The sequence below is a fragment of the Streptomyces sp. NPDC090021 genome (assembly GCF_044748225.1).
In the GTDB taxonomy this organism is placed as follows: domain Bacteria; phylum Actinomycetota; class Actinomycetes; order Streptomycetales; family Streptomycetaceae; genus Streptomyces.
In genome coordinates, this window is the sequence record NZ_JBIVFO010000055.1 from 18,872 (window position 1) to 43,098 (window position 24,227).

The following is a 24,227-nucleotide window of genomic DNA, read 5'->3' on the forward strand; positions in this document are numbered from 1 at the left end:
GCCGGACCCGGATCCGAGGAGCGGCATGATGGACCCCGTGCCTCCCGCCCACTCCCTGCGCCGTACGCCGATCCAGCAGCGCAGCGCCGACCGGCTCGCCCGGATCCTCGACGCCTGCGCCGAACTGCTCGACGAGACCGGGTACGAGAACCTCACCACCCGCGCCGTCGCCCTGCGGGCCGGCGTGCCGATCGGCTCCGTCTACCGTTTCTTCGGCAACAAGCGGGCCATGGCGATCGCCCTCGCCCACCGCAACCTGGACCGGTACGTCGACGGCATCGCGGACCGCCTCGCCGACCTCCCCGCCACCCACTGGCGACCGGTGGTGGACGCCGTGCTGGACGAGTACCTGGCGATGAAACGGGGTGTGCCGGGCTTCGCGCTCGTCGACTTCGGCGTGCCCGCGCCGCCGGCCGGGGACCCCGAGGGCGATCCCAACCGCCAGGTCGCCGCCCGCCTGACCGAACTCCTCTCCGTCCACCTGGGCCTGACCCCCGACGCCACCCTGGAGCGGGCGGTCCTCGTCGCCGTCGAGGCCACCGACGCGCTGATCCAGCTGGCCTTTCGGACCGATCCGGCCGGGGATCCCGGCATCGTCGCCGAAACCCGCGCGATGATGCACGCCTACCTGGCCCGCGTACTGGACTGAGGTCACCCCCTCGGTGCCCGCTGCCGAGTCGCTGCACGCCTCTCGGTGCCCCCGCCGAGCCGGCGTCCGCCCTTCGGTGCCCGCTGCCGAGGCTGCGGTTACGTCCCTTGGCCCCCGCCGAGCAAGCCGTCCGCCCCCGGTGCCCGCTGCCCAGCCGACGGCCCCCGCCACCCCCACCGCACCCGCCATTCCTGCCGCACCCGTTCGACCCCGTCACCCCCACCCCACCCGCCACCCCCACCGCACCCGTTCGACCCCGCCGCCTCTGCCGCCCCCGCCGCGCCTGTTCGACCCCGCCCGTACCCGTCCCAGGCCCTCGCGCACTCCTGCCGCGCTGCGCATCCCGCGGACCGCCCTCGTCCACTCCCTCGCCACCGTGCCTACCGGTCGGTATGCTCAGGTTCCCCGCGTGTCCGCGCCGCAGCCTGCAGCCCTGGAGGGCCCATGCCCCGCACCGCCCTGCGCATCTGCCCCCTGTGCGAAGCCACCTGCGGCCTCACCCTCACCATCGAAGGCACCACGGTCACGGGTGCCCGCGGTGACCGGGACGACGTCTTCAGCCGCGGCTTCATCTGCCCCAAGGGCGCTGCCTTCGGCCAGATCGACGCCGATCCCGACCGCCTGCGCACCCCGCTCGTCCGCCGGGCCGGCCGACTCCGGGAAGCCACCTGGGAGGAGGCCTTCGACGCCATCGCCGCCGTCGTGCCCGACCTCGTCCGAGAGCACGGCCCCCAGTCCGCCGGCGTGGTGCTCGGCAACCCGAACGTGCACACCATGGCAGGGGCGCTCTACCCGCCGCTGCTCGTCAAGTCCCTCGGCACCCGCAACCTCTTCACCGCCAGCACGCTCGACCAGATGCCCAAGCACGTCTCCAGCGGACTCCTCTTCGGGGACCCCCTGGCCATCCCGGTTCCCGACCTCGACCGCACCGGTTTCCTGCTGCTCCTCGGCGCGAACCCGGTCGAGTCCAACGGCTCCCTCTGCACCGCCCCGGACTTCCCCGGCCGGCTGAAGGCCCTGCGTGCCCGGGGCGGCACCCTCGTCGTCGTCGACCCGCGCCGCACCCGGACCGCGGCCCTCGCCGACCGGCACCTCGCGCCGCGTCCCGGCACCGACGTGTTCCTGCTCGCCGCCCTCGCGCACACTCTGATCGCCGAGAAACTCGCCGCTCCCGGGATGCCGGAGGAACATCTCGACGGGCTCGGGGAACTCGCCGCAGCCCTCGGGAGTTTCACTCCTGAGGCCGTCGCCCCCGCCTGCGACCTCATGGCCGACGAGATACGTGGCCTCGCCCGCGAACTCGCCGCCGCACCCACCGCCGCCGTCTACGGACGGATCGGCAGCTGCACCGTCGAGCACGGCACGCTCGCCAGCTGGCTCGTCGACGTACTGAACATCCTCACCGGCAACCTCGACCGGCCCGGCGGAGCCCTATTCCCGCTCTCCGCCACGGACCGCGCCCCCAGGCCGGCCGGTCCCGGCAAGGGGTTCGCGGTCGGCCGCTGGCACAGCCGGGTCAGCGGCCACCCCGAAGCGAAGAGCGAACTGCCCATCGCGGCCCTGGCCGAGGAGATCGAGACGCCGGGGGAGGGGCGGATCCGGACCCTGATCGCCATCGCCGCCAATCCCGTCCTCTCCGCACCCGACGGCGACCGCCTCGACCGGGCGCTGGCCGCCCTCGACTTCATGGTCTCGGTCGACCCGTACCTGAACGAGACCTCCCGCCACGCCCATGTCGTGCTGCCCCCGCCACCGCCCGCGCAGAGCGCGCACTTCGACTTCGCCTTCAACGCCTTCGCGGTACGCAACCAGGCCCGTTACTCGCCGCCCGCCGTCCCCCTGGAAGAGGGACGGATGGACGAGTGCGAGATCCACGCGCGCCTGATCCTCGCCGTGTCAGGGCTGCACGGAGCCCCGCCGGAGGCCGTCGACGAACGGGTCGTCGACGACACGCTCGCCCGGGCCGTCGCCGACGTCCACTCGCCGTTCCACGGTGCCGACCCGGCCGCGCAGGCGCGCCTGCTGACCGGTCGCACCGGCCCGGAGCGGCGACTGGACATGATGCTGCGCCTCGGGCCGTACGAGCTGGGCCTGGAGGACCTGCTGAAGACGCCGCACGGCATCGACCTGGGCCCACTGCGGCCCCGGCTCCCGGAAGTACTGAGGACCCGCAGCGGAAGGATCGAGCTGCTCCCGGCCCCGATCGCGGCCGAACTCCCCGGGCTGCGCGCGGCGCTCGCCGACCGTCCCGCCGCCCTGGTGCTCGTGGGCCGCCGCCACCTGCGGTCCAACAACAGCTGGTTGCACAACGTCCCGGCCCTCACCGGAGGTTCCAACCGCTGCACCCTGCACGTCCACCCGCAGGACGCAGCCCGGCTGGGGCTCACCGACGGCGGGCGGGCCAGGGTCGCCGCCGACGGCGGCAGCGTGGAGGTCCCCGTCGAGGTCACCGACGCCGTCCGTGCGGGAGTGGTGAGCCTTCCGCACGGCTGGGGCCACGACCGCACCGGTACCCGCCTGGGCGTGGCGTCCGCCGCGCCCGGAGCCAACGTCAACCAGCTCCTCGACGGCACGCGGCTCGACCGGCTCTCGGGCACGGCTGTGCTCAACGCCTTCCCCGTCGAGCTGACACCCCTGCCCTGAGCTGGGGTTTTGCTCGTATTGCTCACGCTTCCACGTCTTGTTGGCGAAAGGAGGCGGCGCCTACCTTCCCCCCATGCTGACCTTCCTCGGCTTCGCCATGATCGCGACCTTCCTGGTTTTGATCATGATGAAGAAAATGTCGCCCATCGCGGCGCTCGTCCTGATCCCCGCGCTGTTCTGCGTGTTCGCAGGCAAGGGCGCGCACCTCGGCGACTACGTCATCGAAGGCGTCGGCAAGCTCGCACCGACCGCCGCCATGCTGATGTTCGCCATCGTCTATTTCGGCCTGATGATCGACGTCGGCCTCTTCGACCCGATCGTCCGGGGCATCCTGCGCTTCTGCAAGGCCGACCCGATGCGCGTCGTCGTGGGCACGGCCGTCCTCGCCGCGATCGTCTCGCTCGACGGTGACGGATCGACCACCTTCATGATCACGGTCTCGGCCATGTACCCGCTCTACAAGCGGCTCGGCCTCAGCCTTGTGGTCATGACGGGTGTCGCGGCCACGGCCAACGGCGTTATGAACACCCTGCCCTGGGGCGGTCCCACGGCCCGTGCCGCGACCGCCCTCAAGCTCGACGCCGCCGACATCTTCGTCCCGATGATCCCGGCCCTCGCGGTCGGCCTGCTCTTCGTGTTCGCCCTGGCGTACGTCCTCGGCCTGAGGGAGCGCCGTCGCGTCGGAGTGCTGGCGCTTCCCGGGCAGAAGGCGCCCGGGGAGGCCGGGGAGGCCGAGGAGGCCGAGGGCGTCGAGGAGGCCGACGGGGTCGAGGAAGCGGAGGCGGGCGAGGGCGTCGAGGAGGACCTGGTCGCAGCAGCCGCCGGGAGCACCGCCCGGAGCGGTTCCGCAGGTTCGGCGGCTTCGGGCGCGTCCACCGGGGCGGCGCCCGCCGCGCCCCCCACCCCCACCGCCGCCCCCGGCTCCGCGGCAGGGGCCGCCCACGAAGACGGGTTCCAGGGCCTCGACCCCGACCGGGCCACCCTGCGCCCCCGCCTCTACTGGTTCAACGCCGGTCTCACCGTCGCCCTCCTCGCTGCGATGATCACGCAGTTGCTGCCCATCCCGGTGCTGTTCCTGCTCGGCGCGGCCCTCGCGCTCACCGTCAACTTCCCGCACATGCCCGACCAGAAGGCCAGGCTCGCCGCGCACGCCGACAACGTCCTCAACGTCGCCGGCATGGTCTTCGCCGCCGCAGTCTTCACCGGCGTCCTCACCGGCACCGGCATGGTCAAGCACATGGCCGACTGGCTGGTCGGAGCCATCCCCGAGGGCATGGGCCCGCACATGGCACTCGTCACCGGCCTGCTCAGCCTGCCGCTCACCTACTTCATGTCCAACGACGGCTTCTACTTCGGTGTCCTGCCCGTCCTGGCGGAGGCCGGCGCCGCCCACGGCGTGTCCCCGCTCGAGATCGCCCGCGCCTCCCTCGTCGGCCAGGCGCTGCACATGTCGAGCCCGTTGGTTCCGGCCGTCTACGTCCTGGTCGGCATGGCCGGGGTCGAGTTCGGCGACCACACCCGATTCACCGTGAAGTGGGCGGCCCTCACCTCGCTCGTCGTCCTCGCGGCAGGGATGCTTTTCGGCATCATCTGACCCCGGCCGCACCCTGGCCGACCAAAACGACCGACGCTGGTTTGTAGGGTGACGGAGAGGTCGGACCACGCGCACCTGCGTACTCGGGAGGAATGCCATGAAGGCCCAGGACGGGATGTACATCGACGGCGCATGGCGGCCCGCCGTCGGAACCGGCCGGATCGACGTCGTCAACCCGGCCGACGGCCAGGTCATCGCCCAGGTCCCGGCCGGCACCGAGGAGGACGTGGACGCGGCCGTACGCGCGGCCCGCGCGGCCCTGCCCGGCTGGGCGGCCACGCCCCCGGCCGAGCGGGCCGCCCTGATCGGCGCACTCCGCGACGCTCTGCAGGACCGCAAGGGGGAGCTGGCCGAGACCGTCACCGCGGAACTCGGCGCCCCGCTCCCCTTCGCCAGGGCCGTCCACGTCGGAGCGTCGATCGCCGTGGTCTCCACCTACGTCGACCTCGCCGCCTCGTACGCCTTCGAGGAGCGCATCGGGAACTCCACCGTCCTGCTGGAACCGGTCGGCGTGGTCGGGGCCATCACGCCCTGGAACTATCCGCTGTACCAAGTCGTTGCAAAGGTGGCACCCGCTCTCGCCGCCGGCTGCACCCTCGTCCTCAAGCCGGCGGAGGACACCCCGCTGACCGCGCAGCTCTTCGCCGAGGCCGTGCACGAGGCGGGGATCCCGGCCGGAGTCTTCAACCTGGTGACTGGTACGGGCCCGGTCGCGGGCCAGGCCCTGGCCGCCCACGAGGGAGTCGACTTCGTCTCCTTCACCGGCTCGACAGCCGTCGGCAAGCAGGTCGGCGCCACGGCCGGCGCAGCGGTCAAGCGCGTCGCCCTCGAACTGGGCGGCAAGTCGGCGAACGTCATCCTGCCCGGGGCCGACCTGCCCAGGGCCGTCGCGGCCGGCGTCGGCCACGTCATGAACAACAGCGGTCAGAGCTGCAACGCACTCACCCGGATGCTCGTCCACCGGGACCAGTACGAGGAGGCCGTCTCGCTCGCGGTCGCCGCCGTCGCCGACCACCCCACCGGCGACCCCCGTGCGGAGGGCACCCGCGTCGGCCCCGTCGTCAACGCCAAGCAGTACGAGCGCGTCCGCGGCTTCATCGCCAAGGGAGTGCAGGAGGGCGCGCGCCTGGTCGCCGGCGGGTCGGACGCGCCGTACGAGCAGGGCTACTTCGTCGCCCCGACCGTGTTCGCCGACGTGACCTCCGACATGACCATCGCCCAGGAGGAGATCTTCGGCCCGGTGCTGTCGATCCTCGCGTACGAGGACGAGGAAGAGGCCCTGCGCATCGCCAACGGCACCGTCTACGGCCTGGGCGGCGCCGTCTGGGCCGCGGACGAGGAGACGGCCGCCGCCTTCGCGCGCCGCATGGACACCGGGCAGGTGGACATCAACGGCGGCCGCTACAACATCCTCGCGCCCTTCGGCGGCCACAAGCAGTCGGGCGTCGGCCGAGAGCTGGGCCCCCACGGCCTGGCGGAGTACCTCCAGACCAAGTCCCTGCAGTTCTGAACCAGTGGCAGCCGCAGCACCCGCGGCCGTACCACTTCCACCCGCTGCATGCGCACGCCCCTGCCCCCGCCCCCGTACCGGAAAGTCGAGACGACGACCATGGTCCGCGCCGCCATCCTGCCCGCCGTCGGAGCACCGCTGGAGATCGGGGACATCGTGCTGCCCGATCCCGGGCCGGGGCAGGTACGCGTCCGGCTGGCCGCGGCCGGCGTCTGCCACTCCGACCTCTCCCTCACCAACGGCACCATGCGGGTCCCCGTACCCGCCGTCCTCGGCCACGAGGGCTCGGGCACGGTCCTCGCCGTCGGTGAGGGCGTCACCCACGTCGCGCCCGGCGACGGCGTGGTGCTCAACTGGGCCCCGTCCTGCGGGACGTGCCATCACTGCACCATCGGCGAGGTCTGGCTGTGCGCGACCGCGCTCGCCGGGGTCGGGAACGTCCACGCACACGACGTCCACGGCACCGCACTGCACCCCGGGCTGAACGTGGCCGCGTTCGCCGAGGAGACCGTCGTCGCGGCCGACTGCGTGCTGCCCGCACCCGCGGGGATCCCGCTCGCCGAGGCCGCGCTGCTCGGCTGCGCCGTCCTCACCGGCTACGGGGCGGTCCACCACAGTGCCCAGGTCCGCCCGGGCGAGTCGGTGGTCGTCTTCGGCGTCGGCGGGGTCGGCCTGGCCGCGCTCCAGGCTGCCCGGATCGCGCAGGCGGGGCCGGTCATCGCCGTCGACATCTCACCGGCCAAGGAGGAACTGGCGCGCGCGGCCGGAGCCACCGACTTCGTGCTCGCCTCGGACACCACCGCCCGGGAGGTCCGCGCACTCACCGGTGGGCGGGGCGCGGACGTCGCCGTCGAGTGCGTCGGCCGGGCCGAGACCATCCGCTGGGCGTGGGAGTCGACCCGCCGCGGCGGCCGCACCACGGTCGTCGGTATCGGCGGCAAGGAGCAGCAGGTCACCTTCCACGCCCTGGAGATCTTCCACTTCGCCCGCACCCTCACCGGCTGCGTCTACGGCAACAGCGACCCCGCCCGCGACCTCCCCGTGATCGCCGAGCACGTCCGCGCGGGCCGCCTCGACCTGGGCGCCCTGGTGACCGACCGGATCACCCTCGACGACATCCCAGCCGCCTTCGAAGCGATGCTGGCCGGCAAGGGCGGCCGCTCCCTCGTCGTCTTCGGCTAACACCCCGCCCCGGCCCCTCGCGCCCCCGGCCCCTCGCGCCCCCGGCGCGGAACCCCCCGGCCTCGCCTTTGGCCCCGGACTCCGGCCCCGGCTCCGCGTACCCGGCCCCGGACTCCGCCCCCGGCCCCTCGCTCCCCCTGCCCCGGACGCCGCACCCGGTTCCGCGCCCCCGGCTCCGCGCCCCGGACTCTGTAGCCGGAGCTGCCGCACGGTCGCCGCCGGGCGGCGGCCCCGCCGGGTCAGGCGGGCCGCTCCCCGCGCCGCAGCGCCTCGTACTGGAGGGCCAGGCCGTCCAGCAGCGCCTCCAGGCCCGTCTCGAACGCGCCCTCGTCCACCTCGCGCTGCCGCTCGGCCAGCAGGTGGGCCTGGCCCAGATGAGGGTAGTCCGCCGGGTCGTACGCCGCGCGGTCGTCGACGAACCCCCGCGCGAAGGAACCGACCGCCGAGCCCAGGATGAAGTACCGCATCAGCGCTCCGATCCGCGTCGCATGCGCCGCCGGCCACCCGGCCGCGGTCATCGCGCCGAACACCGCGTCGGCCACCCGCAGGCCCGCCGGGCGGCGCCGGGGCCCGCGCGCCAGCACCGGCACGAGGTTGGGATGGTCGGCCAGGGCGTCCCGGTACGAGTGCGCCCACGCCCGCAGGGCGCCCCGCCAGTCCTGCCCGTCCGCGCTCCCGGCCCCACCGCTGCCCCCGGCGCCTTCGAACATCGACAGGTCGACCCGCGAACTCACCGCGTCCGCCACCGCGTCCAGGATCTCGTCCTTGGTGCGGAAGTGGTTGTAGAGCGAGGGCCCGCTGACCCCGAGCGCGGCCGCCAGCCGCCGGGTCGACACGGCCTCCAGCCCTTCCGCGTCGACCAGCTCCCCGGCCGCCTCGACGATGCGGTCCCGGCTGAGAAGGGGCTTGCGCGGTCTGGCCATGCGGCACATAGTAAAGCCTGCCCGCCATAAACTACCGGTGCTAGTTAAAACGGCTCCGGCCCCACCCGCCACCCGCCCTGGAGGAGGTCCCGGTGAATCTGGAGCTGAGCGAGGAGCAGAGCGCCGTACGCCGGCTCGCCCGCGAGTTCGCCGAGCGGGAGATCGTCCCGTACGCCGCCGAGTGGGACCGCGCCGAGAGCGTGGACCGGGCCGTCGTGAAGAAGCTGGCCGCGCTCGGCTTCCTCGGACTGACCGTCCCCGAGGAGTACGGCGGCTCCGGCGGCGACCACCTCTCCTACGTCCTGGTCACCGAGGAGCTCGGCCGTGGCGACTCCGCCGTGCGCGGGATCGTCTCCGTCTCCCTCGGCCTGGTCGCCAAAACCGTCGCCACCTGGGGGAACGAGGAGCAGAAGCGCGCCTGGCTGCCCCGCCTGTGCTCCGGCGACGCGCTCGGCTGCTTCGGGCTGACCGAGCCCGGCACCGGATCCGACGCCGCGAACCTCGCCACCCGCGCCGTACGCGAGGGGGACTCGTACGTCCTCCACGGGACCAAGACGTTCATCAGCAACGGCACCTGGGCCGATGTCGTGCTGCTCTTCGCCCGCACCGGCGAGGAGCCGGGCCACCGCGGGGTCTCCGCCTTCCTCGTCCCCACCGGCACCCCCGGCCTGACCCGCCGTGAGATCCACGGCAAGCTCGGCCTGCGCGGGCAGCCCACCGCCGAACTCGTCCTCGACGGCGTCCGCGTGCCCGCCTCCGCACTGCTCGGCCCGCCGGGCAAGGGCTTCTCGGTGGCCATGTCCGCCCTCGCCAAGGGGCGCATGTCGGTGGCCGCCGGCTGTGTCGGCATCACGCAGGCCGCCCTGGACGCGGCCGTCTCCTACGCCGCCCACCGCGAGCAGTTCGGCAAGTCGATCGCCCAGCACCAGCTGGTCCAGGAGCTGATCGCGGACATCTCGGTCGACGTGGACGCGGCCCGGCTGCTGACCTGGCGCGTCGCGGACCTCATCGACCGCGGGCAGCCCTTCGCCACCGAGTCCTCCACCGCCAAGCTGTTCGCCTCCGAGGCCGCCGTGCGCGCCGCGGGCAACGCCCTGCAGGTGCACGGCGGTTACGGATACATAGACGAGTACCCGACGGGGAAGCTGTTGCGCGACGCCCGCGTGGCCACCCTGTACGAGGGGACCAGCCAGATCCAGAAGCTCCTCATCGGCCGAGCCCGCACCGGGGTTTCCGCCTTCTAGCCGCCCCGCCCCGCCCCAGCCCCCGTCCCCGTCCGCGCCCCCGCCCCCGTCCGCGCCCCCGCCCCGCCCCCGCGGGTGAGTACCGGTGCCACCGGTATGAGTACGCGCGCGGATGCGCACCGCCGCGCCGCGCCGCGATGCTCGACGCATGAACGAGACACCGGTCAAACAGCAGAGCACGGGGGCGTACTACGGACAGGCCGTCGCCTCCTTCGCCATCGCCCTCGTCGCCGTGGCCGTGGGGATCTACCGGCTGGAGGCGGACGGCTGGGTCCGCGCCTTCCTCGGGATCGCGGTCCTCTACCTCACCACCTCGGCCTTCACCCTCGCCAAGGTGATCCGCGACCGGCAGGAGGTCACGCAGATCGTCAGCCGGGTGGATCAGGCCAGAATGGAGAAGATCCTGGCCGAGTACGACCCCTTCGCGCCGAAGTAGTCCGCGCCGCCGGCCAGGCCGGCCCGAGAACGCTAAGCGCTTGCTCACCCCCCGTGTAGGGTGTTCACTCCCGAACGGTGAAGAGGTGAGCGAGCGATGGACAGCGCGGAGGACACGGCCGACGGCTACCGGCCGTGGTCCGAGGTCACCCCGGACGCCGCACGGCGGCTGCTCGTCGCCGCCGTCGACGCCTTCGCCGAGCGCGGCTACCACGCCACCACCACCCGCGACATCGCGGGCCGCGCCGGCATGAGCCCGGCAGCGCTCTACATCCACTACAAGACCAAGGAAGAACTGCTCCACCGGATCAGCCGGATCGGGCACGACAAGGCGCTGGAGATCCTCACGGTCGCCGCTGACGGCCCGGGCTGCGCCGCCGAGCGCCTCGACGCCGCCGTGCGGTCCTTCGTACGGTGGCACGCCGCGCACCACACCACCGCGCGCGTGGTCCAGTACGAGCTCGACGCCCTCGCCCCGGAGCACCGCGCCGAGATCGTGGCACTGCGCCGGCGCAGCGACGCCGCCGTGCGCCGCATCCTCGCCGACGGGGTCGCGGCGGGGGAGTTCGACGTCCCCGACGTGCCGGGCACCACCCTCGCCGTGCTGTCGCTGTGCATCGACGTGGCCCGCTGGTTCAGCGTGGCCGGACAGCGCACGCCCGACGAGGTCGGTGCGCTCTACGCCGACCTCGTGCTCCGCATGGTGGGCGCGCGGTCGGGCCCTCAGAAGTAGTAGCGGGACACCGACTCCGCCACGCACACCGGCTTCTCGCCGCCCTCGCGTTCCACCGTGACGGTCGCCGTGACCTGTACGCCGCCGCCCGCCTCCGCCACCTCCGTGATCACGGCGGTGGCGCGCAGCCGTGAGCCGACCGGCACGGTGGCCGGGAAACGGACCTTGTTCGTGCCGTAGTTGAGGCCCATCCGCATGCCCTCGACCCGCATGACCTGCGGTACCAGGCTGGGCAGCAGTGACAGCGTCAAGTAGCCGTGCGCGATGGTGGAGCCGAAGGGTCCGGTCGCGGCGCGCTCGGGGTCCACATGGATCCACTGGTGGTCGCCGGTCGCGTCCGCGAAGAGGTCGATCCGCTTCTGGTCCACCTCCAGCCACCCGCTGGGGCCGAGCGGTTCGCCGATCCCGGCGTGCAGTTCCTCGGCGGACGTGAAGACCCTGGGCTCGGCCATGCCTGTTCCTGTCTCTCGCGGACCACTGACGGACGAATAAGCGCTTGCTCAGCATGCTGGGACCGTATGTGTATGTCAACGGACCTCCGACTACCCTCGGCCGGGTGCCGCAGATTCCCGAGAAAATCCACGAACTCACCGTCGGTCAGCTGTCCGCCCGCAGCGGCGCGGCCGTCTCGGCGCTCCACTTCTACGAGTCCAAGGGCCTGATCAGCAGCCGCCGCACGAGCGGCAACCAGCGCCGCTACACCCGTGACGCGCTGCGCCGGGTGGCCTTCGTCCGCGCGGCCCAGCGGGTGGGCATCCCGCTCGCCAGCATCCGTGAGGCACTGGCCCAGCTCCCCGAGGAGCGCACCCCCAACCGCGAGGACTGGGCCCGCCTCTCCGAGGCCTGGCGCGCCGAGCTCGACGAGCGCATCGGCCGACTCGCCCGTCTGCGCGACCACCTGACGGACTGCATCGGCTGCGGCTGCCTCTCGATGGAGACCTGTGCCCTGTCCAACCCGGACGACGTCTTCGGCGAACGACTCACCGGCTCGCGGCTCTAGGGCCTGTATTGAGTTGCCCCGTGGAGCAAGGAGCGGCGTTCGGTGCGTGCCCTCGGCGTGCGGGACGAATGTCCTCGTAGCGGAGCTACTAGGACATTCGGCTCGTGCGCCGAGGGTGCGTGCCGGGCGTCGCGACGCCGCGGGGCAACTCAATACAGGCCCTAGCCAGAAGCTGTCCTGGCGATCTTCGATTGCCGTACGCTCCCGATGAAGCCAGGGTCTGACACCCGGGGCAGGTGAACGGCAGGGAGGGCCGGCAGTGCGGGTCGCATACGACGCCTCGGCGGATACGGCGTACATCCACCTCGTCGACAGGATCGCCCCAGGGGAGGCTGTCCGGCAGGTGCCCGCCGAGGACGACATGGCCGTACTCGACTACGACTCGGAGGGCCGGCTGCCGGGCATCGAACTGTTCGCCGCCGGACGCCGGCTGCACCCCGATCTGCTGGGCGTTGCCGAGAGGATCGGCCGTGAGTCGAGTCCGCCGACCGGGTGAGTCATCCACCTGCCGGCGGAGGCGGTCCGGGCGGTGAAGCGCTCGACCGCTCGCGCGGCGGCTTCACCACCGCGCTCCGTCCGAGTGCGGACGGCCGCTGCCCGGCGCTGTCGCCGTTTCAGCAACCGCCGGTCACGTCGCCACCCGCGCGCACGGTCGATCCGGCACGCCATTGCGGAGAAGGCCGACCGGGCGGCAGCAGTGCCCGGGCCGCCGCGACCAGTTCGGCGTTGGACCGTGCCGGCCGTCCGTCCGGCAGGTGCAGCACATCGCCTACGCCGGTGCGCGCGGCCGTGCCGCACCGGGCGGCCAGCCGCAGCGCCGGCCACGAGGCCCCGTCCCGCCCGAAGAGCAGCACCCCTCCCGTCCCCGGCCCCCGCAACCCGGCGGGCAGGCCGGGTCCGGTGCGGCGCCCGGGCTCGGCAGGGCGGCCGGGCACGGTGAAGGGGGCCTCGGCGAGTGGCTCGGTGATCTCCGCGGCCACGCGGACCCGACCGCGGCTGCCGCTCGGGATCCGCTCCAGCCAGGACCGGAGCCGCTCCAGAGGCTCAGGGCCGGCCGGGCCGGCCGCCGGGACCACCGCGTTCACGGCGCCCACCGGGACCACCGTGCCCACCGGGACCACCGCGTCCACCGCGACCCCCCGCTCCAACAGGGCCAGAGCCAGTGCGGCCGCTCCCGGCTCTGCGAAGTGCACCACCGCGCGGTCCGGCAGGACCGTCCACGCGCGGACCCGCGCCCGCCGCTCCGCCGGATCCGGCTCGGCGTCGATGCTCGCCGGCACGGTCAGCGGCACGCCGACCCCCGCGCCCCGCAGTACCTCCAGCAGCGGCCCGACCACCCGCGGCGAAAGGCTCTCCCGCCCGCACGGCGTCCGCGGGTGCACCAGCACCTCGGCCGCCCCGGCGGCGACCGCCCGCACCGCCGACTCCGCCAGGTCCTGCGGCGACATCGGCACGGCGGGCCCGTCCGCGGCACCGCGCGAACCGTTGAGCGACACCACGGCCGGGCGGGCCGCCGTTCTCACGCCGCGCCCGCCGCGGGGAAGTCCGCCAGGGCCGGTCTCGGCACCACGATCCCGCAGCCCGCGCACACCGGTCCGTCCCAGGTCGGCGCCCCCTCCCAGGGGCCCACCGGAGCCACCTCCGGCCACCGCAGCTCGGTGTCCCCGCACACCGGACAGGCCGTCCCCGGCTCCGACTCCAGCGCCCGGACCAGCCGCCGCAGCACCTCGCCCAGCGCGCCCTCCGGCCGTACCCACGGGTCCGCGCAGCGCACCACCGCGTCCCCGCTCCCGCCCCACGCCCACTCCGGTCGGCGCAGCCCGTGGTGCTTCTCCCGCCGACGCCGTTCCGCGAACTGGCGCTCGTACTCCAGCCAGACCCTCCGCGCGTCCTCCAGCTCCTCCAGCGCGGCGACCAGCCGCAGCGGGTCGGCTCCCCGGTCCTCGGGGGCGATCCCGTGCCGGTCGCACAGGTGCCACCAGGTGGCCCGGTGCCCGTAGGGCGCGAAGCGCTCCAGGCAGCGGCGCAGCGAGTGGCGCCGCAGGGCCCGGTCATTGCGCGCGTCGCGCACCTGGTAGGCCAGACTCCGGAATCCCGCCATCACGCCATCACCTCCGCCGATGTGCCCAACATGCCCGGTCGGGAGCGGGCGCATGCGGGGGCGGACGAGGCGTGCGGGTGGCACATGGCCGGAAGTCAGCGCCCCATACGTCCCGCGGACACCACCACCCGGGCCAGTTCCTCGTGGCAGATGTCGCTGTGCGCCCCCGAGGGCGCGCCGCCGCGCCGCACGACGGAGCCTGCGTCCACGCTGACGCAACCCGCCGCGGGCACCCCGTCGCGCAGGGCGGTGTCGAGGCTCAGCCGTGGTGTCCCCGCCACCGCGCGGACCCCGTCGTGCCCGATCGCGCCCCACCGCTCGTCGAAGCCGAGCAGACCGGCCGAATCACCCGCCATCCGGGACGCCAGCGGGTAGAAGACCCGGAGGGCCGAGTCGTGGCGGGAGTGGCAGGCCACCACCGGTCCGTCGACCTTCCGGTGCAGGCCGCGCAGGGCTCCGCCGCGGCCCCTGTCGTGCGGCAGCCGGTCGGCGAAGGCGTAATGGGAGAAGGCGCCCTGCAGCAGGGTCACGGACCTCACGTACCGGGCCCCGTCCGGCACCGCGCGCAGTGAGAAGGACACCACCCGCGCCCCGAAGCTGTGCCCGATCAGGTGGAAGCGCAGGGCGGGGCGGCCCGCCGCCAGCTCCGCCAGTACCGGGCCCAGCCCCCGCTCACCGACAACACCCGCCCGTTTCTTCATCTTGTAGTACGCCGCCTGGCGCAGCAGTTCCTTGGCGCCGCCCCACAGGCCGCTCAGGCCGCCGCCGACCGTGAGCCCCGGCACCTCGGCGACGGCGGCCCCCGCCTCCGCCCCCGCCCCCGCCTCCGCCTCCGTCTCGGCCCCGGCCCTGGCCAGAGCCAGGGTGAGGGCCCGGCAGACCTCCAGCACGTCGTCCGTGAAGATCGCGGGGACCGCCGGCCCGGCCACCGCGTGCACGGCGTCCACACCGGCCAGCTCGCGCACGAGCGCGCCGAACTCGATGAAGGCCGCCGCCGACTCCGGCCGCTCCGCCAGCAGTTCCGCCAGCCGGTCCAGCTCCGCGCCCCGCCCCGGCCAGAACTGCCCGAGCGCCTGCCGGGTAGCGGGGTCCAGCGCGCCGCCGTGGCCCGGTTCCGCGAGGGCGCCGGCCGCCTCGAAGTCGGGTATCGGCTCGTCGGAGAACCGCATCGACGGCCACACGACCCCCACGTACCCCAGCCGCACCCCCGGCCCCACCAACGCGGGGAAGGGCGCGAAGAACCGGTCGTAGAGCCGGGTCGCCGTGGACCGGTCGCTGTTCCAGCCGTGCGCGAAGACGAGCACGTCCGTTGCCTCCATCCGGGCCACCGCTCCCTGCGAGGCGCGGTCCACGTCCCCTTCGGAGTCGAAGGTGAGTTCCGCGTACGGCCCCACCCCGATCCCGATCCCGGTCCCCGTCCCGAAGCCGAATCCGCCACCGACGTCCGCCATGACTCCCCCTTCACGCCGTGCCTCCGGTGCAGTCAGCATCCTGCTGCGGCGCCCGCCCGGCCAGCCCCCCGGCGCGCTCGGCTCAGGGGTAGAGCAGGTACCGCGCGCGAACCGCCTCGAAGCGGGACAGACCCGCCGCCCAGTCGCCCGCGACCTCCTCCACACCGGCGCCCGCGTCGATCAGCTTCCGTACCCGGTCCGAGCCGGTCAGCCGGTCGATCCACTGGTCCGAGCGCCAGGCGAAGCCGCTCCACACCCGGCGCGCGGTGACCAGCAGCCCGATGCCCGCCCGTACCGGGTCGAAGGACTCCCGGTCGTGCACGATCAGCCGGACCCCGCCGCAGACCTTTCCCACGTGCTTGGAGAAGGCCGGGGTGAAGTAGGCCTCCCGGAACCACACCCCCGGCAGCCCCAGCGCGTTCGCCGCCTCCGCCCACCGCCGGTCGACGCCCTCGGCCCCGAGCACCTCGAAGGGCGTGGTCGTGCCGCGCCCCTCGGAGAGGTTCGTTCCCTCGAACAGGCAGGTGCCGGCGTACGCGAGGGCCGTGTCCGGTGTCGGCATGTTCGGGCTCGGCGGCACCCACGGCAGCCCGGTCTCCCCGAAGAACGACCCGCGCCGCCACCCGGACATCGCCACCGTGGTCAGCCGGACGGGGGCGGCGCCCAGGAACTCGCCGTTGAACAGCCGCGCCAGCTCGGCCGCGGTCATCCCGTGCGCGAGCGCGATCGGCTCCCGGCCCACGAAGCTCGCGTACGGCCGCTCCAGCACCGGGCCCGCGGCCCGCCGACCGCCCACCGGATTGGGCCGGTCCAGGACGACCACCGCCTTGCCGGCGAGGGCCGCCGCGCGCATACAGTCGTAGAGGGTCCAGATGTAGGTGTAGAAGCGCGCCCCCACGTCCTGGATGTCGAAGACGACGGTGTCGACCCCGGCCGCCGTGAACACGTCGGCGAGCCGCTGCCCGCTCTTGTCGTACGTGTCGTACACCGGCAGCCCGGTCGCCGGGTCCCGCGAGGCCCCCTCGGAGTCCCCGGCCTGCGCCGTCCCGCGGAAGCCGTGCTCGGGCCCGAACACCGCGACGAGGTCGACGCGTCCGTCCGCGTGCAGCACGTCGACCAGGTGCCGGGCGTCCGGGGTGATCCCGGTGGGGTTGGTGACCACCCCGACCCGCTGTCCGGCCAGGACGGCGTACCCGTCCGCGGCGAGCCGCTCGAAGCCGGTGCGCACCCGGTCCGCCGCCCGCGGCGGGGAAGCCCCGGCGGCTCCGGCCGTCCCGAGCGTTCCCGCCGTCCCGGCCGCCCCGGCCCTCCCGAGCGTCCCGGCCGTCCCGGCGGCGCCCAGGGCGCCCATCGCACCCGCCGATCCCACGGCCCCCGCCAGCCCCAGCACCCCGCGTCGCGACAGCGTCATCCCGACACGCTAAGGGCCGTGCCCCTTCCGCCCTGACATACCGACTGGTTAGTCTGCCCGGATCCGGAACCCGGCCACCCCGGCCGCCCCCGGCCGCCCCGGCCCGTACGAGAGGTGTGATCCCGTGAGCGCGTACCAGGACCAGCGAGTCGTCGTCACCGGCGCGGGCGGCGGCATCGGCGCCGCGCTCGCCCACCGCTTCGCGGCCGAGGGTGCCACCGTGGTCGTCAACGACCTCGACCCCGCCAGGGCCGCGGAGGTCGCGGGCGCCATCGGCGACCGGGCGGTCCCGCTGCCGGGCGACGCCTCTCGGATCGCGGCCGAGGCCCGCGATGCCCTCGGCGGGACCGTCGACGTGTACTGCGCCAACGCCGGCCTCGCCGCGGGCGGCGACGCCGACGCCGAGGAGGCCGTCTGGGAAGCGGCCTGGAACGTCAACGTCATGGCCCATGTCCGGGCCGCCCGGCTGCTGCTGCCCGACTGGCTGGAGCGGGGGGCCGGCCGCTTCGTCTCCACCGTCTCCGCCGCGGGACTGCTCAGCATGATCGGGGCCGCCCCGTACAGTGTCACCAAGCACGGTGCGCTCGCCTTCGCGGAATGGCTCTCGCTGACCTACCGGCACCGCGGTGTCCAGGTCCACGCCATCTGCCCGCAAGGAGTGCGCACCGACATGCTGACCGCCGCGGGCTCGGCGGGCGAACTCGTCCTCGCACCGACCGCGATCGAGCCGGAAGCGGTCGCGGACGCACTGTTCGACGGCATGGAGAAGGGCCGTTTCTTGATCCTCCCGCACCCCGAGGTCGCCGACCACTACGCGGGCCGCGCCACCGAGCCGGACCGCTGGCTGAGCGGCATGAACCACCTCCAGCAGACATGGGAGACCAGGTGACCTCCGCCGACGGCTCCGGCCCCGGCTCGGGCTCCGCTCCCGCACCGGCCTCCGCCGACGGCTCCCGCTACGCCGCCCGGCCCTGGCGCGGACTGCTCTCCCCGGCCCAGCTGGCGCCCGTCGCACCACCGCCGACCGTCCTGCACGCCTTCCGTGCGGCCGTCGCCCGTGCCCCCGAACGCACCGCGCTCGCCTACTTCGACGGCCGGATCGGCTATGCCGAGGCCGACGCGTACTCCGACTCCGTCGCCGGACACCTCGCGGCACGGGGCGTCGGCCACGGCGACCGGGTCGCGGTCATGCTCCAGAACACCCCGCACTTCGTGCTCGCCGTCCTCGGCGCCTGGAAGGCCGGGGCCGTAGTCGTCCCCCTCAACCCCATGTACAAGTCCGGCGAGGTCGGTCACGCCCTGCACGACTCCGGGGCCGCCGCGCTCGTGTGCGACGGCCGTGCCTGGACGGCGTACCTGCGGGAAGCCGTACGGGGCACCGCCGTACGGACCGTGCTGACCGCATCGGACCGGGACGTCCAGACCCGCAACGACCCGCGTGTCCTCGGCCCGGCGCCCGACCCGGAGAGCCCCTCCGTACCGCGTCAGACGGCCGGGCCGGCGGACGCCGCCGCCGGACCCCCGGGTCCCCACACCGCCGACCTCCTCACCGTGGCCCGTGCCCGGCGGCCCGCCCCGGACGGCCCCGGACTCACCGCCGCCGACACCGCCCTCATCAGCTACACCTCCGGCACCAGCGGCACCCCCAAGGGCGCGATGAACCCGCACGGCGCGCTCACCTACAACGCCGTGCGCCAGGTCACCTCCCACCCCATCGCCGAGGGTGCCGGCTACTTCGCCCTCGCGCCCCTCTTCCACATCACCGGCATGGTCTGCGAGCTCACGGCCTGCTTCGTCAACGCCGGCACCCTCGTCCTCGCCCACCGCTTCGACGCCGGCGCCGTCCTCGACGCCTTCCTGGAACACCGCCCCGCCTACGCCGTCGGCCCGGCCACCGCCTTCATGGCCCTGGCCGCCCACCCCGCCGTCACCCCGGACCACTTCGCCTCCTTCCAGGTGCTCTCCTCCGGCGGCGCACCGCTCCCGCCCGCGCTCGTCGAACGGCTGCGCACGGCCTTCGGCTTCTACCTCCGCAACGGCTACGGCCTCACCGAGTGCACCGCCCCGTGCGCCAGCGTGCCCGTACACCTCGAAGCCCCCGTCGACCCCGCCTCCGGCACCCTCTCCGTGGGCCTGCCCGGCACCGACACCGTCGTCCGCATCCTCGACGAGCAGGGGGCCGAGCTCCCCTTCGGCCGGACCGGCGAGATCGCCGTCCGCGGCCCCCAGGTCGTACCCGGCTACTGGGGCCTGCCCGACGAGACCGCCGAGGCCTTCCCGGACGGCGAACTGCGCACCGGGGACGTCGGCTTCATGGACGCGGACGGCTGGCTCTACGTCGTCGACCGCAAGAAGGACATGATCAACGCGTCCGGCTTCAAGGTCTGGCCGCGCGAGGTCGAGGACGTGCTCTACACCCACCCCGCCGTCCGCGAGGCAGCGGTGGTCGGCGTCCCCGATCCGTACCGCGGGGAGAGCGTGAAGGCCTACGTGAGCCTGCGCCCCGGCACCTCGGCCGAGCCGGAGGAACTCGCCGCCCACTGCGCCGAGCGCATCGCCGCGTACAAGTACCCGCGTCAGGTCGAGATCCTGCCTGTCCTTCCGAAGACGACCAGTGGCAAGATCCTGCGACGAGAACTGCGCGATCGCGGCTGAAAACAGTCGGACGGTCGTACAGCTGGTCGCACTGACCAGGCAGGAACGAGAAAGGGAAGGTCAGCACCATGGCGGCCAGGACCACGGAACCCGCAGGGACGCACGAAGCCCCGGTACCGCAGCGGCTGCTGGCCGTCGCCACCCGGCTGTTCGCCGAGCGCGGCTACGACCGCACCTCCGTCCAGGAGATCGTCGAGGCGGCCGGAGTCACCAAGGGCGCCCTCTACCACTACTTCGGGTCCAAGGACGACCTCCTGCACGAGGTGTACGCGCGGATGCTGCGCCTGCAGCAGCAGCGCCTGGACGCGGTGGCCGCGTCCGACGCCCCCGTCGAGGAGCGGCTGCGGGCCGCGGCCGCGGACGTGGTCGTCACCACCATCGAGAACCTCGACGACGCCATGATCTTCTTCCGGTCGATGCACCAGCTCAGCCCGGAGAAGTTCAAGCAGGTACGGGCGGAGCGCCGGCGCTACCACGAGCGCTTCCGGGCCCTGATCGAGGAGGGGCAGCGGACCGGCGTGTTCTCCACCGCCACCCCCGCCGACCTGGTGGTGGACTACCACTTCGGGTCCGTGCACCACCTGTCCACCTGGTACCGGGCGGACGGCCCGCTCACGCCGCAGCAGGTCGCCGACCACCTCGCGGACCTGCTGCTGCGGGCGCTGCGGCCCTGACCCCCGAGGCGTCCAGGGCCGGGTGGTCCGTGTGCCCCTCCGCCCCCTGGACGTACATCGGGAGCTCCGGCCGGATCTCGTTGAGCGGTGCGCCCGTGCGCAGCCGCTCCACGAGGTCGGGGTTGGCAGGCCGGGGTTGGCGAGGAAGCCCCGGCCCAGCGCGATCAGGTCGGCACCCGCGGCCGGCAGCCGCTCGCCGCGCCGTGCGCCGCCGTCGGCGGCCACCTCCTCACGGGAGAGCACCGGATACGGACGCCGACCCGCTCCGCGCCGATGGCCTCGATCACCGCCCGCACCACCCCCAACGGTGAAGCGGATGCGGCCCGCCACCGACCCGCCCCACCCGTCGGTGCGGCTACATGTACTGCCGCAGTTCCCTTCGGGCCAGGGAGCGCTGGTGGACCTCGTCCGGGCCGTCGGCCAGGCGCAGGGTGCGCGCCGCCGCCCACAGTCCGGCCAGCGGGAGGTCCTGGCTCACCCCGCCCGCGCCGTGCAACTGCACCGCGTCGTCGAGGATCCGCACCACCGCCCGCGGCGTCGCGATCTTGATGGCCTGGATCTCGGTGTGCGCGCCCCGGTTCCCGACCGTGTCCATCAGCCAGGCCGTCTTGAGCACCAGCAGCCGCAACTGCTCCACCGTCACCCGGGCGTCGGCGATCCAGTTCTGCACGACGCCCTGCGCGGCCAGCGGCTTGCCGAAGGCCGTACGCTCCACCGCCCGCCGGCACATCAGCTCGATGGCCCGCTCCGCCATGCCGATCAGCCGCATGCAGTGGTGGATGCGGCCCGGACCGAGCCGCGCCTGGGCGATGGCGAAGCCCCCGCCCTCCTCGCCGATCAGGTTCGCCGCCGGGACCCGTACCCCGTCGAACACCACCTCGGCGTGGCCGCCGTGGTCGTGGTCCTCGTACCCGTACACCGTCATGGCCCGGCGCACCTCGACCCCCGGGGTGTCCCGAGGGACCAGGACCATCGACTGCCTGCGGCGCGGATCGGCGGCCTCCGGGTCGGTCTTGCCCATCACGACGAAGACCTTGCAGTCCGGGTTCATGGCCCCGGAGATGAACCACTTGCGGCCCGTGACCACGTACTCGTCACCCACCCGCTCGATCCGGGTCTCGACGTTCGTCGCGTCCGAGGAGGCCACCCCGGGCTCCGTCATCGCGAACGCGGAGCGGATCTCGCCCTCCAGCAGCGGCTCCAGCCACTGCTTCTTCTGCTCCTCGCTCCCGAACTGGGCCAGCAGCTCCATGTTCCCGGTGTCCGGGGCCGCGCAGTTGGTCGCCGTCGGGGCCAGGTGCGGGCTGTGGCCGGTGATCTCCGCCAGCGGGGCGTACTGGAGGTTGGTCAGCCCGGCGCCGTGCCCCGCGCCCGGCAGGCCGTGCTGGTCCACGAAGAAGAGGTTCCACAGGCCCTGGCGGCGTGCTTCGGCCTTCAGTTCACCGAAGACGGCCGGGGTGTCCCAGGGCGAGGCCAGCCGTGCGCGCTGCTCGGCGGCGACGGGCTCCGCCGGGTGCACGTACTCCTCCATGAACGCGAGCAGCCGCTCGCGGAGTTCCTCGGTCCGGGCGTCGAATGCGAAGTCCATGCTGTGTGCCTCAGCCTTCCTGGCCGTTTTCGAATGGATGGAGGCCCTGGAGGGTGGTCAGTCCGTGCTCGATGAAGACCGGGACCAGCTCGCCGATCCGGTCGAAGCCGGCACCGACGGTCTGCCCGAGCGTGTAGCGGTAGTGGATGCCCTCAAGGATCACCGCGAGCTTGAACCAGGCGAAGGCCGTGTACCAGGCGATGGCCCCGGTGTCCCGCCCCGACCGGGCCGCGTACCGCTCGACCAGTTCGCCCGGCGTCGGATGCCCCGGTGCCCCGCTCGTCGTACTGACCGGGGAGGCGGTCAGCCCCAGGTCGGAGCTGTACATCACCAGCAGCCCCAGATCCGTCAGCGGATCCCCGAGTGTGGACATCTCCCAGTCCAGCACCGCCCGGATCTCGTCGCTGCCGGACGGGGACCCGCCGATCAGCACGTTGTCGAGCCGGTAGTCGCCGTGCACCACGGTCGGGGCGGGGGAGCGGGGCAGCTTGCGGCCCAGAGTGCCGTGCAGCTCGTCGATCCCGGCGAGCTCGCGCCCCCGGGAGGCCGCGAGCTGCTTGCCCCAGCGCCGCAGCTGCCGGTCGAGGAAGCCCTCCGGCCGGCCGAAGTCGCCCAGGCCCACCGCCTCCGGATCCACCGCGTGCAGCTCGACCAGCGTGTCCACCAGGCCGAGCACGGCCCGCCGGGTGCGATCCGGGCCGATCGCCGCCAGCTCCCCGGCCGTGCGGTACGGCACCCCGTCCACGTACTCCATGACGTAGAACGGCGCCCCGAGCACCTCCTCGTCGTCGCACAGCAGCACCGGCTCCGGCACCGGCACGGCCGTCCCGTGCAGCGCCGCGATGACCCGGTGCTCGCGGCGCATGTCATGGGCGGTGGCCAGTACGTGGCCCAGCGGAGGCCTGCGCACCACCCAGCGGGCGGTTCCGTCGGTGATCTCGTACGTGAGGTTCGACCGGCCGCCCTCGATCAGCCGGCCGCGCAGCGCACCGGCCACGAGGCCCGGCCGGACCCGGTCGAGATGACCGCGCAGCCGCTCCAGATCCAGGCCTCGGGGGTCTGCCGGGGCTGAGGTCATGCGCGCACCTCCGTGCGTGGGGTGGACGAGGACGGGGAGAAGAGTGGAGGTGCGGCGGCGCACCTCCGCACGCCATGATGCCGACCAGTCGGTATGTCGTCCAGAGGGCGGGCCGAAAGTCGTGGGTGGAGGCGCGGGGGAGCGGTCAGGGGTGGGCTCGGTCAGTGGTCGTCGTAGTGCCCGTCGTGCGCGGCGTGCCGGTGTCCGTCGTGCAGGTAGTCGACGTGGTCGCCGTGCCGGACCGTGTCGTGCCCGCAGCCCGCGCCGTGCGCGTGGGCGTGCCCCTCGTGGGCGGCGTGGCCGGCCGGCTCGCATTCGTCCCAGTGCCCCGAGTGCTCCCGGTGCAGATGGCCGTCGTGCGCGTAGTCCACGTGGTCGCCGTGCGGGACCGCGCGGTGGCCGCAGTCCGGGCCGTGCGCGTGCTCGTGCGTGGGGTGTTCGCGGTGGAGGGTCGTCATGGCGCCGAGACTAGTGTGAATGGTCGGCTATCGCCTGTTGTGTCCCGATCGTCGGGGGAAAGTGGGACAATCCGGCAGGCGGCTCACAGGATGACCGCCACCGCGAACACCGCCAGCGCCACCGTGCACACGACCACCGCCAGCGCCGAGCGGGGCGCCAGCACCCGCGGCCGCACGGCCGCCAGTGCCCGGATCCTGCGGTGCGCCACCCACAGGAACACCAGCCAGATCAGCCCGATCACCGCCGCCCCGGCCACCTCGGTGGACGAGCCGGACCCGCGCAGCGCCTGCCGCAGCGCCAGCACCCCCACCACCGAGGACGCGAGCGTCGTACGCCGCCACGCGAGCCGCGTCCGTTCCGGCTGCAGCCCGGCATCGCGCGCCGTCCCCGGAACGCTCACCGCCCCGACGTCCAGCCCAGCAGCACGACCACCACCATCGCCGCCGCGACCAGTCCCACGCCCAGACTCAGCACCACCGGGAACCGTGACAGCGGCAGGTCCTCGTGCCGGCGCATCGCCCGCTCGCATCGCACCCAGTGGTTCACCGCCCGCAGTGCGCAGGCAGCACCGACCGCGAGCAGCGCGAAGGCCATGCCCACCCGCACTCCCCACCGCAGGTCGGGCAGGAACTGGTCGACGGCGAATCCGCCGCCGACCAGGGCCAGTGCGGTCCGGATCCAGGCGAGGAACGTACGTTCGTTGGCCAGCGAGAAGCGGTAGTCGGGGGTGTCGCCCTCGTCCTTCAGCCGTGACGGCGCGAACCACAGGCGTACGTCCTTGACGAAGTCGATCACCCGTTCAATCTACCTCTGATCTTGCGCAGCGCTCCGTCCTTTAGGGCGGAGGTGAAGCGCATCCTTGGCCCGGAGGCGCGAAGCGCCGGAGTTCGCTGCGCC

At 73.6% G+C, this 24,227-nt stretch carries 24 protein-coding genes; 13 read left to right on the forward strand and 11 right to left on the reverse strand.

Annotated features, from left to right (window positions below):
* Positions 1-28 precede the first annotated feature (28 nt).
* From ACIPXC_RS31680 to ACIPXC_RS31700, 5 genes are all read left to right on the forward strand, one after another.
* Entirely contained in the window at positions 29-649 is a 621-nt protein-coding gene (locus ACIPXC_RS31680) for a TetR family transcriptional regulator (protein ID WP_401624933.1), read from the forward strand.
* A 444-nt stretch (positions 650-1,093) separates the two neighbouring features.
* Positions 1,094-3,292, forward strand: coding sequence for a molybdopterin-dependent oxidoreductase (locus tag ACIPXC_RS31685; protein WP_401624936.1), 2,199 nt, complete (start codon positions 1,094-1,096; stop codon positions 3,290-3,292).
* 73 nt (positions 3,293-3,365) lie between these two features.
* Complete coding sequence (locus ACIPXC_RS31690) at positions 3,366-4,886, forward strand: CitMHS family transporter (RefSeq protein ID WP_401624939.1); 1,521 nt, start codon at positions 3,366-3,368, stop codon at positions 4,884-4,886.
* Positions 4,887-4,983: 97 nt separating this feature from the next.
* Positions 4,984-6,396: an aldehyde dehydrogenase family protein gene (locus tag ACIPXC_RS31695; protein ID WP_401624942.1), complete on the forward strand. Its 1,413-nt coding sequence runs from the start codon at positions 4,984-4,986 to the stop codon at positions 6,394-6,396.
* 99 nt (positions 6,397-6,495) lie between these two features.
* Positions 6,496-7,578, forward strand: coding sequence for a zinc-binding dehydrogenase (locus tag ACIPXC_RS31700; RefSeq protein WP_401625004.1), 1,083 nt, complete (start codon positions 6,496-6,498; stop codon positions 7,576-7,578).
* A gap of 239 nt (positions 7,579-7,817) precedes the next feature.
* Here the strand turns inward: ACIPXC_RS31700 and ACIPXC_RS31705 are convergent, their stop codons facing one another.
* A complete protein-coding gene (locus ACIPXC_RS31705) occupies positions 7,818-8,510 on the reverse strand; it encodes a TetR/AcrR family transcriptional regulator (RefSeq protein WP_401624946.1) in 693 nt (230 codons plus the stop codon).
* 83 nt (positions 8,511-8,593) lie between these two features.
* Between ACIPXC_RS31705 and ACIPXC_RS31710 the strand changes: the two genes are divergently transcribed.
* The 3 genes from ACIPXC_RS31710 (at position 8,594) to ACIPXC_RS31720 (ending at position 10,913) form a co-directional block, all read left to right on the forward strand.
* Positions 8,594-9,745: an acyl-CoA dehydrogenase family protein gene (locus tag ACIPXC_RS31710; RefSeq protein WP_401624948.1), complete on the forward strand. Its 1,152-nt coding sequence runs from the start codon at positions 8,594-8,596 to the stop codon at positions 9,743-9,745.
* A 148-nt stretch (positions 9,746-9,893) separates the two neighbouring features.
* Complete coding sequence (locus ACIPXC_RS31715; protein ID WP_401624950.1) at positions 9,894-10,181, forward strand: YiaA/YiaB family inner membrane protein; 288 nt, start codon at positions 9,894-9,896, stop codon at positions 10,179-10,181.
* A 96-nt stretch (positions 10,182-10,277) separates the two neighbouring features.
* Positions 10,278-10,913, forward strand: coding sequence for a TetR/AcrR family transcriptional regulator (locus ACIPXC_RS31720; protein WP_401624953.1), 636 nt, complete (start codon positions 10,278-10,280; stop codon positions 10,911-10,913).
* Here ACIPXC_RS31720 and ACIPXC_RS31725 read toward each other — a convergent pair.
* A complete protein-coding gene (locus tag ACIPXC_RS31725; RefSeq protein ID WP_030901938.1) occupies positions 10,904-11,365 on the reverse strand; it encodes a MaoC family dehydratase in 462 nt (153 codons plus the stop codon). The genes ACIPXC_RS31720 and ACIPXC_RS31725 overlap by 10 nt on opposite strands.
* Positions 11,366-11,469: 104 nt before the next feature.
* On the opposite strand from ACIPXC_RS31725, the gene soxR reads away from it, so the two are divergent.
* A complete protein-coding gene (gene soxR, locus ACIPXC_RS31730; protein ID WP_401624956.1) occupies positions 11,470-11,913 on the forward strand; it encodes a redox-sensitive transcriptional activator SoxR in 444 nt (147 codons plus the stop codon).
* A 259-nt stretch (positions 11,914-12,172) separates the two neighbouring features.
* Positions 12,173-12,409 (forward strand): DUF2283 domain-containing protein, encoded by a 237-nt coding sequence (locus ACIPXC_RS31735; RefSeq protein WP_401624959.1) that lies wholly within the window; start codon positions 12,173-12,175, stop codon positions 12,407-12,409.
* Between the two features lie 118 nt (positions 12,410-12,527).
* On the opposite strand, the gene ACIPXC_RS31740 is transcribed toward ACIPXC_RS31735, so the two are convergent.
* The 4 genes from ACIPXC_RS31740 to ACIPXC_RS31755 form a co-directional block, all read right to left on the reverse strand.
* Positions 12,528-13,436: a 3-keto-5-aminohexanoate cleavage protein gene (locus ACIPXC_RS31740; protein ID WP_401624962.1), complete on the reverse strand. Its 909-nt coding sequence runs from the start codon at positions 13,434-13,436 to the stop codon at positions 12,528-12,530.
* On the reverse strand, positions 13,433-14,014 hold the full coding sequence (locus ACIPXC_RS31745; protein WP_401624965.1) for a hypothetical protein: 582 nt from the start codon (positions 14,012-14,014) through the stop codon (positions 13,433-13,435). The genes ACIPXC_RS31740 and ACIPXC_RS31745 overlap by 4 nt, the downstream gene beginning before the upstream one ends.
* A 95-nt stretch (positions 14,015-14,109) precedes the next feature.
* Entirely contained in the window at positions 14,110-15,465 is a 1,356-nt protein-coding gene (locus ACIPXC_RS31750; protein ID WP_401624968.1) for a serine-threonine protein kinase, read from the reverse strand.
* A gap of 82 nt (positions 15,466-15,547) precedes the next feature.
* On the reverse strand, positions 15,548-16,876 hold the full coding sequence (locus ACIPXC_RS31755; protein ID WP_401624970.1) for an exo-beta-N-acetylmuramidase NamZ domain-containing protein: 1,329 nt from the start codon (positions 16,874-16,876) through the stop codon (positions 15,548-15,550).
* 124 nt (positions 16,877-17,000) lie between these two features.
* On the opposite strand from ACIPXC_RS31755, the gene ACIPXC_RS31760 reads away from it, so the two are divergent.
* From ACIPXC_RS31760 to ACIPXC_RS31770, 3 genes are all read left to right on the forward strand, one after another.
* Positions 17,001-17,765 carry an SDR family oxidoreductase gene (locus ACIPXC_RS31760; protein WP_401624972.1) on the forward strand — a complete coding sequence of 255 codons (765 nt, stop codon included), beginning with the start codon at positions 17,001-17,003 and terminating at the stop codon, positions 17,763-17,765.
* On the forward strand, positions 17,750-19,531 hold the full coding sequence (locus tag ACIPXC_RS31765) for an AMP-binding protein (protein WP_401624974.1): 1,782 nt from the start codon (positions 17,750-17,752) through the stop codon (positions 19,529-19,531). The genes ACIPXC_RS31760 and ACIPXC_RS31765 overlap by 16 nt, the downstream gene beginning before the upstream one ends.
* A gap of 68 nt (positions 19,532-19,599) precedes the next feature.
* Complete coding sequence (locus tag ACIPXC_RS31770; RefSeq protein WP_030661506.1) at positions 19,600-20,205, forward strand: TetR/AcrR family transcriptional regulator; 606 nt, start codon at positions 19,600-19,602, stop codon at positions 20,203-20,205.
* A 355-nt stretch (positions 20,206-20,560) separates the two neighbouring features.
* Here ACIPXC_RS31770 and ACIPXC_RS31775 read toward each other — a convergent pair whose 3' ends face one another.
* From ACIPXC_RS31775 to ACIPXC_RS31795, 5 genes are all read right to left on the reverse strand, one after another.
* Positions 20,561-21,793, reverse strand: a complete 1,233-nt coding sequence (locus ACIPXC_RS31775; protein ID WP_401624978.1) for an acyl-CoA dehydrogenase family protein — start codon at positions 21,791-21,793, stop codon at positions 20,561-20,563.
* 10 nt (positions 21,794-21,803) lie between these two features.
* On the reverse strand, positions 21,804-22,871 hold the full coding sequence (locus tag ACIPXC_RS31780) for a phosphotransferase family protein (protein WP_401624981.1): 1,068 nt from the start codon (positions 22,869-22,871) through the stop codon (positions 21,804-21,806).
* A gap of 161 nt (positions 22,872-23,032) precedes the next feature.
* Complete coding sequence (locus tag ACIPXC_RS31785; protein ID WP_401624984.1) at positions 23,033-23,329, reverse strand: hypothetical protein; 297 nt, start codon at positions 23,327-23,329, stop codon at positions 23,033-23,035.
* Between the two features lie 83 nt (positions 23,330-23,412).
* Positions 23,413-23,730 carry a DUF202 domain-containing protein gene (locus ACIPXC_RS31790; RefSeq protein ID WP_401624987.1) on the reverse strand — a complete coding sequence of 106 codons (318 nt, stop codon included), beginning with the start codon at positions 23,728-23,730 and terminating at the stop codon, positions 23,413-23,415.
* Entirely contained in the window at positions 23,727-24,125 is a 399-nt protein-coding gene (locus tag ACIPXC_RS31795; RefSeq protein ID WP_401624990.1) for a YidH family protein, read from the reverse strand. Before ACIPXC_RS31795 ends, ACIPXC_RS31790 begins: the two co-directional genes overlap by 4 nt.
* Positions 24,126-24,227: the final 102 nt, after the last annotated feature.

What these genes read in the sequence shown, in the direction of transcription:
- ACIPXC_RS31685 (WP_401624936.1), top strand. Translation starts at nt 1,094, where the DNA reads ATGCCCCGCACCGCCCTGCGCATCTGCCCCCTGTGCGAAGCCACCTGC.
- ACIPXC_RS31725 (WP_030901938.1), bottom strand. Translation starts at nt 11,365, where the DNA reads ATGGCCGAGCCCAGGGTCTTCACGTCCGCCGAGGAACTGCACGCCGGG.
- ACIPXC_RS31700 (WP_401625004.1), top strand. Translation starts at nt 6,496, where the DNA reads ATGGTCCGCGCCGCCATCCTGCCCGCCGTCGGAGCACCGCTGGAGATC.
- ACIPXC_RS31705 (WP_401624946.1), bottom strand. Translation starts at nt 8,510, where the DNA reads ATGTGCCGCATGGCCAGACCGCGCAAGCCCCTTCTCAGCCGGGACCGC.
- ACIPXC_RS31750 (WP_401624968.1), bottom strand. Translation starts at nt 15,465, where the DNA reads ATGGCGGACGTCGGTGGCGGATTCGGCTTCGGGACGGGGACCGGGATC.
- ACIPXC_RS31780 (WP_401624981.1), bottom strand. Translation starts at nt 22,871, where the DNA reads ATGACCTCAGCCCCGGCAGACCCCCGAGGCCTGGATCTGGAGCGGCTG.
- ACIPXC_RS31680 (WP_401624933.1), top strand. Translation starts at nt 29, where the DNA reads ATGGACCCCGTGCCTCCCGCCCACTCCCTGCGCCGTACGCCGATCCAG.
- ACIPXC_RS31775 (WP_401624978.1), bottom strand. Translation starts at nt 21,793, where the DNA reads ATGGACTTCGCATTCGACGCCCGGACCGAGGAACTCCGCGAGCGGCTG.
- ACIPXC_RS31690 (WP_401624939.1), top strand. Translation starts at nt 3,366, where the DNA reads ATGCTGACCTTCCTCGGCTTCGCCATGATCGCGACCTTCCTGGTTTTG.
- ACIPXC_RS31770 (WP_030661506.1), top strand. Translation starts at nt 19,600, where the DNA reads ATGGCGGCCAGGACCACGGAACCCGCAGGGACGCACGAAGCCCCGGTA.
- ACIPXC_RS31720 (WP_401624953.1), top strand. Translation starts at nt 10,278, where the DNA reads ATGGACAGCGCGGAGGACACGGCCGACGGCTACCGGCCGTGGTCCGAG.
- ACIPXC_RS31745 (WP_401624965.1), bottom strand. Translation starts at nt 14,014, where the DNA reads ATGGCGGGATTCCGGAGTCTGGCCTACCAGGTGCGCGACGCGCGCAAT.
- ACIPXC_RS31765 (WP_401624974.1), top strand. Translation starts at nt 17,750, where the DNA reads ATGGGAGACCAGGTGACCTCCGCCGACGGCTCCGGCCCCGGCTCGGGC.
- ACIPXC_RS31695 (WP_401624942.1), top strand. Translation starts at nt 4,984, where the DNA reads ATGAAGGCCCAGGACGGGATGTACATCGACGGCGCATGGCGGCCCGCC.
- ACIPXC_RS31755 (WP_401624970.1), bottom strand. Translation starts at nt 16,876, where the DNA reads ATGACGCTGTCGCGACGCGGGGTGCTGGGGCTGGCGGGGGCCGTGGGA.
- ACIPXC_RS31715 (WP_401624950.1), top strand. Translation starts at nt 9,894, where the DNA reads ATGAACGAGACACCGGTCAAACAGCAGAGCACGGGGGCGTACTACGGA.
- ACIPXC_RS31785 (WP_401624984.1), bottom strand. Translation starts at nt 23,329, where the DNA reads ATGACGACCCTCCACCGCGAACACCCCACGCACGAGCACGCGCACGGC.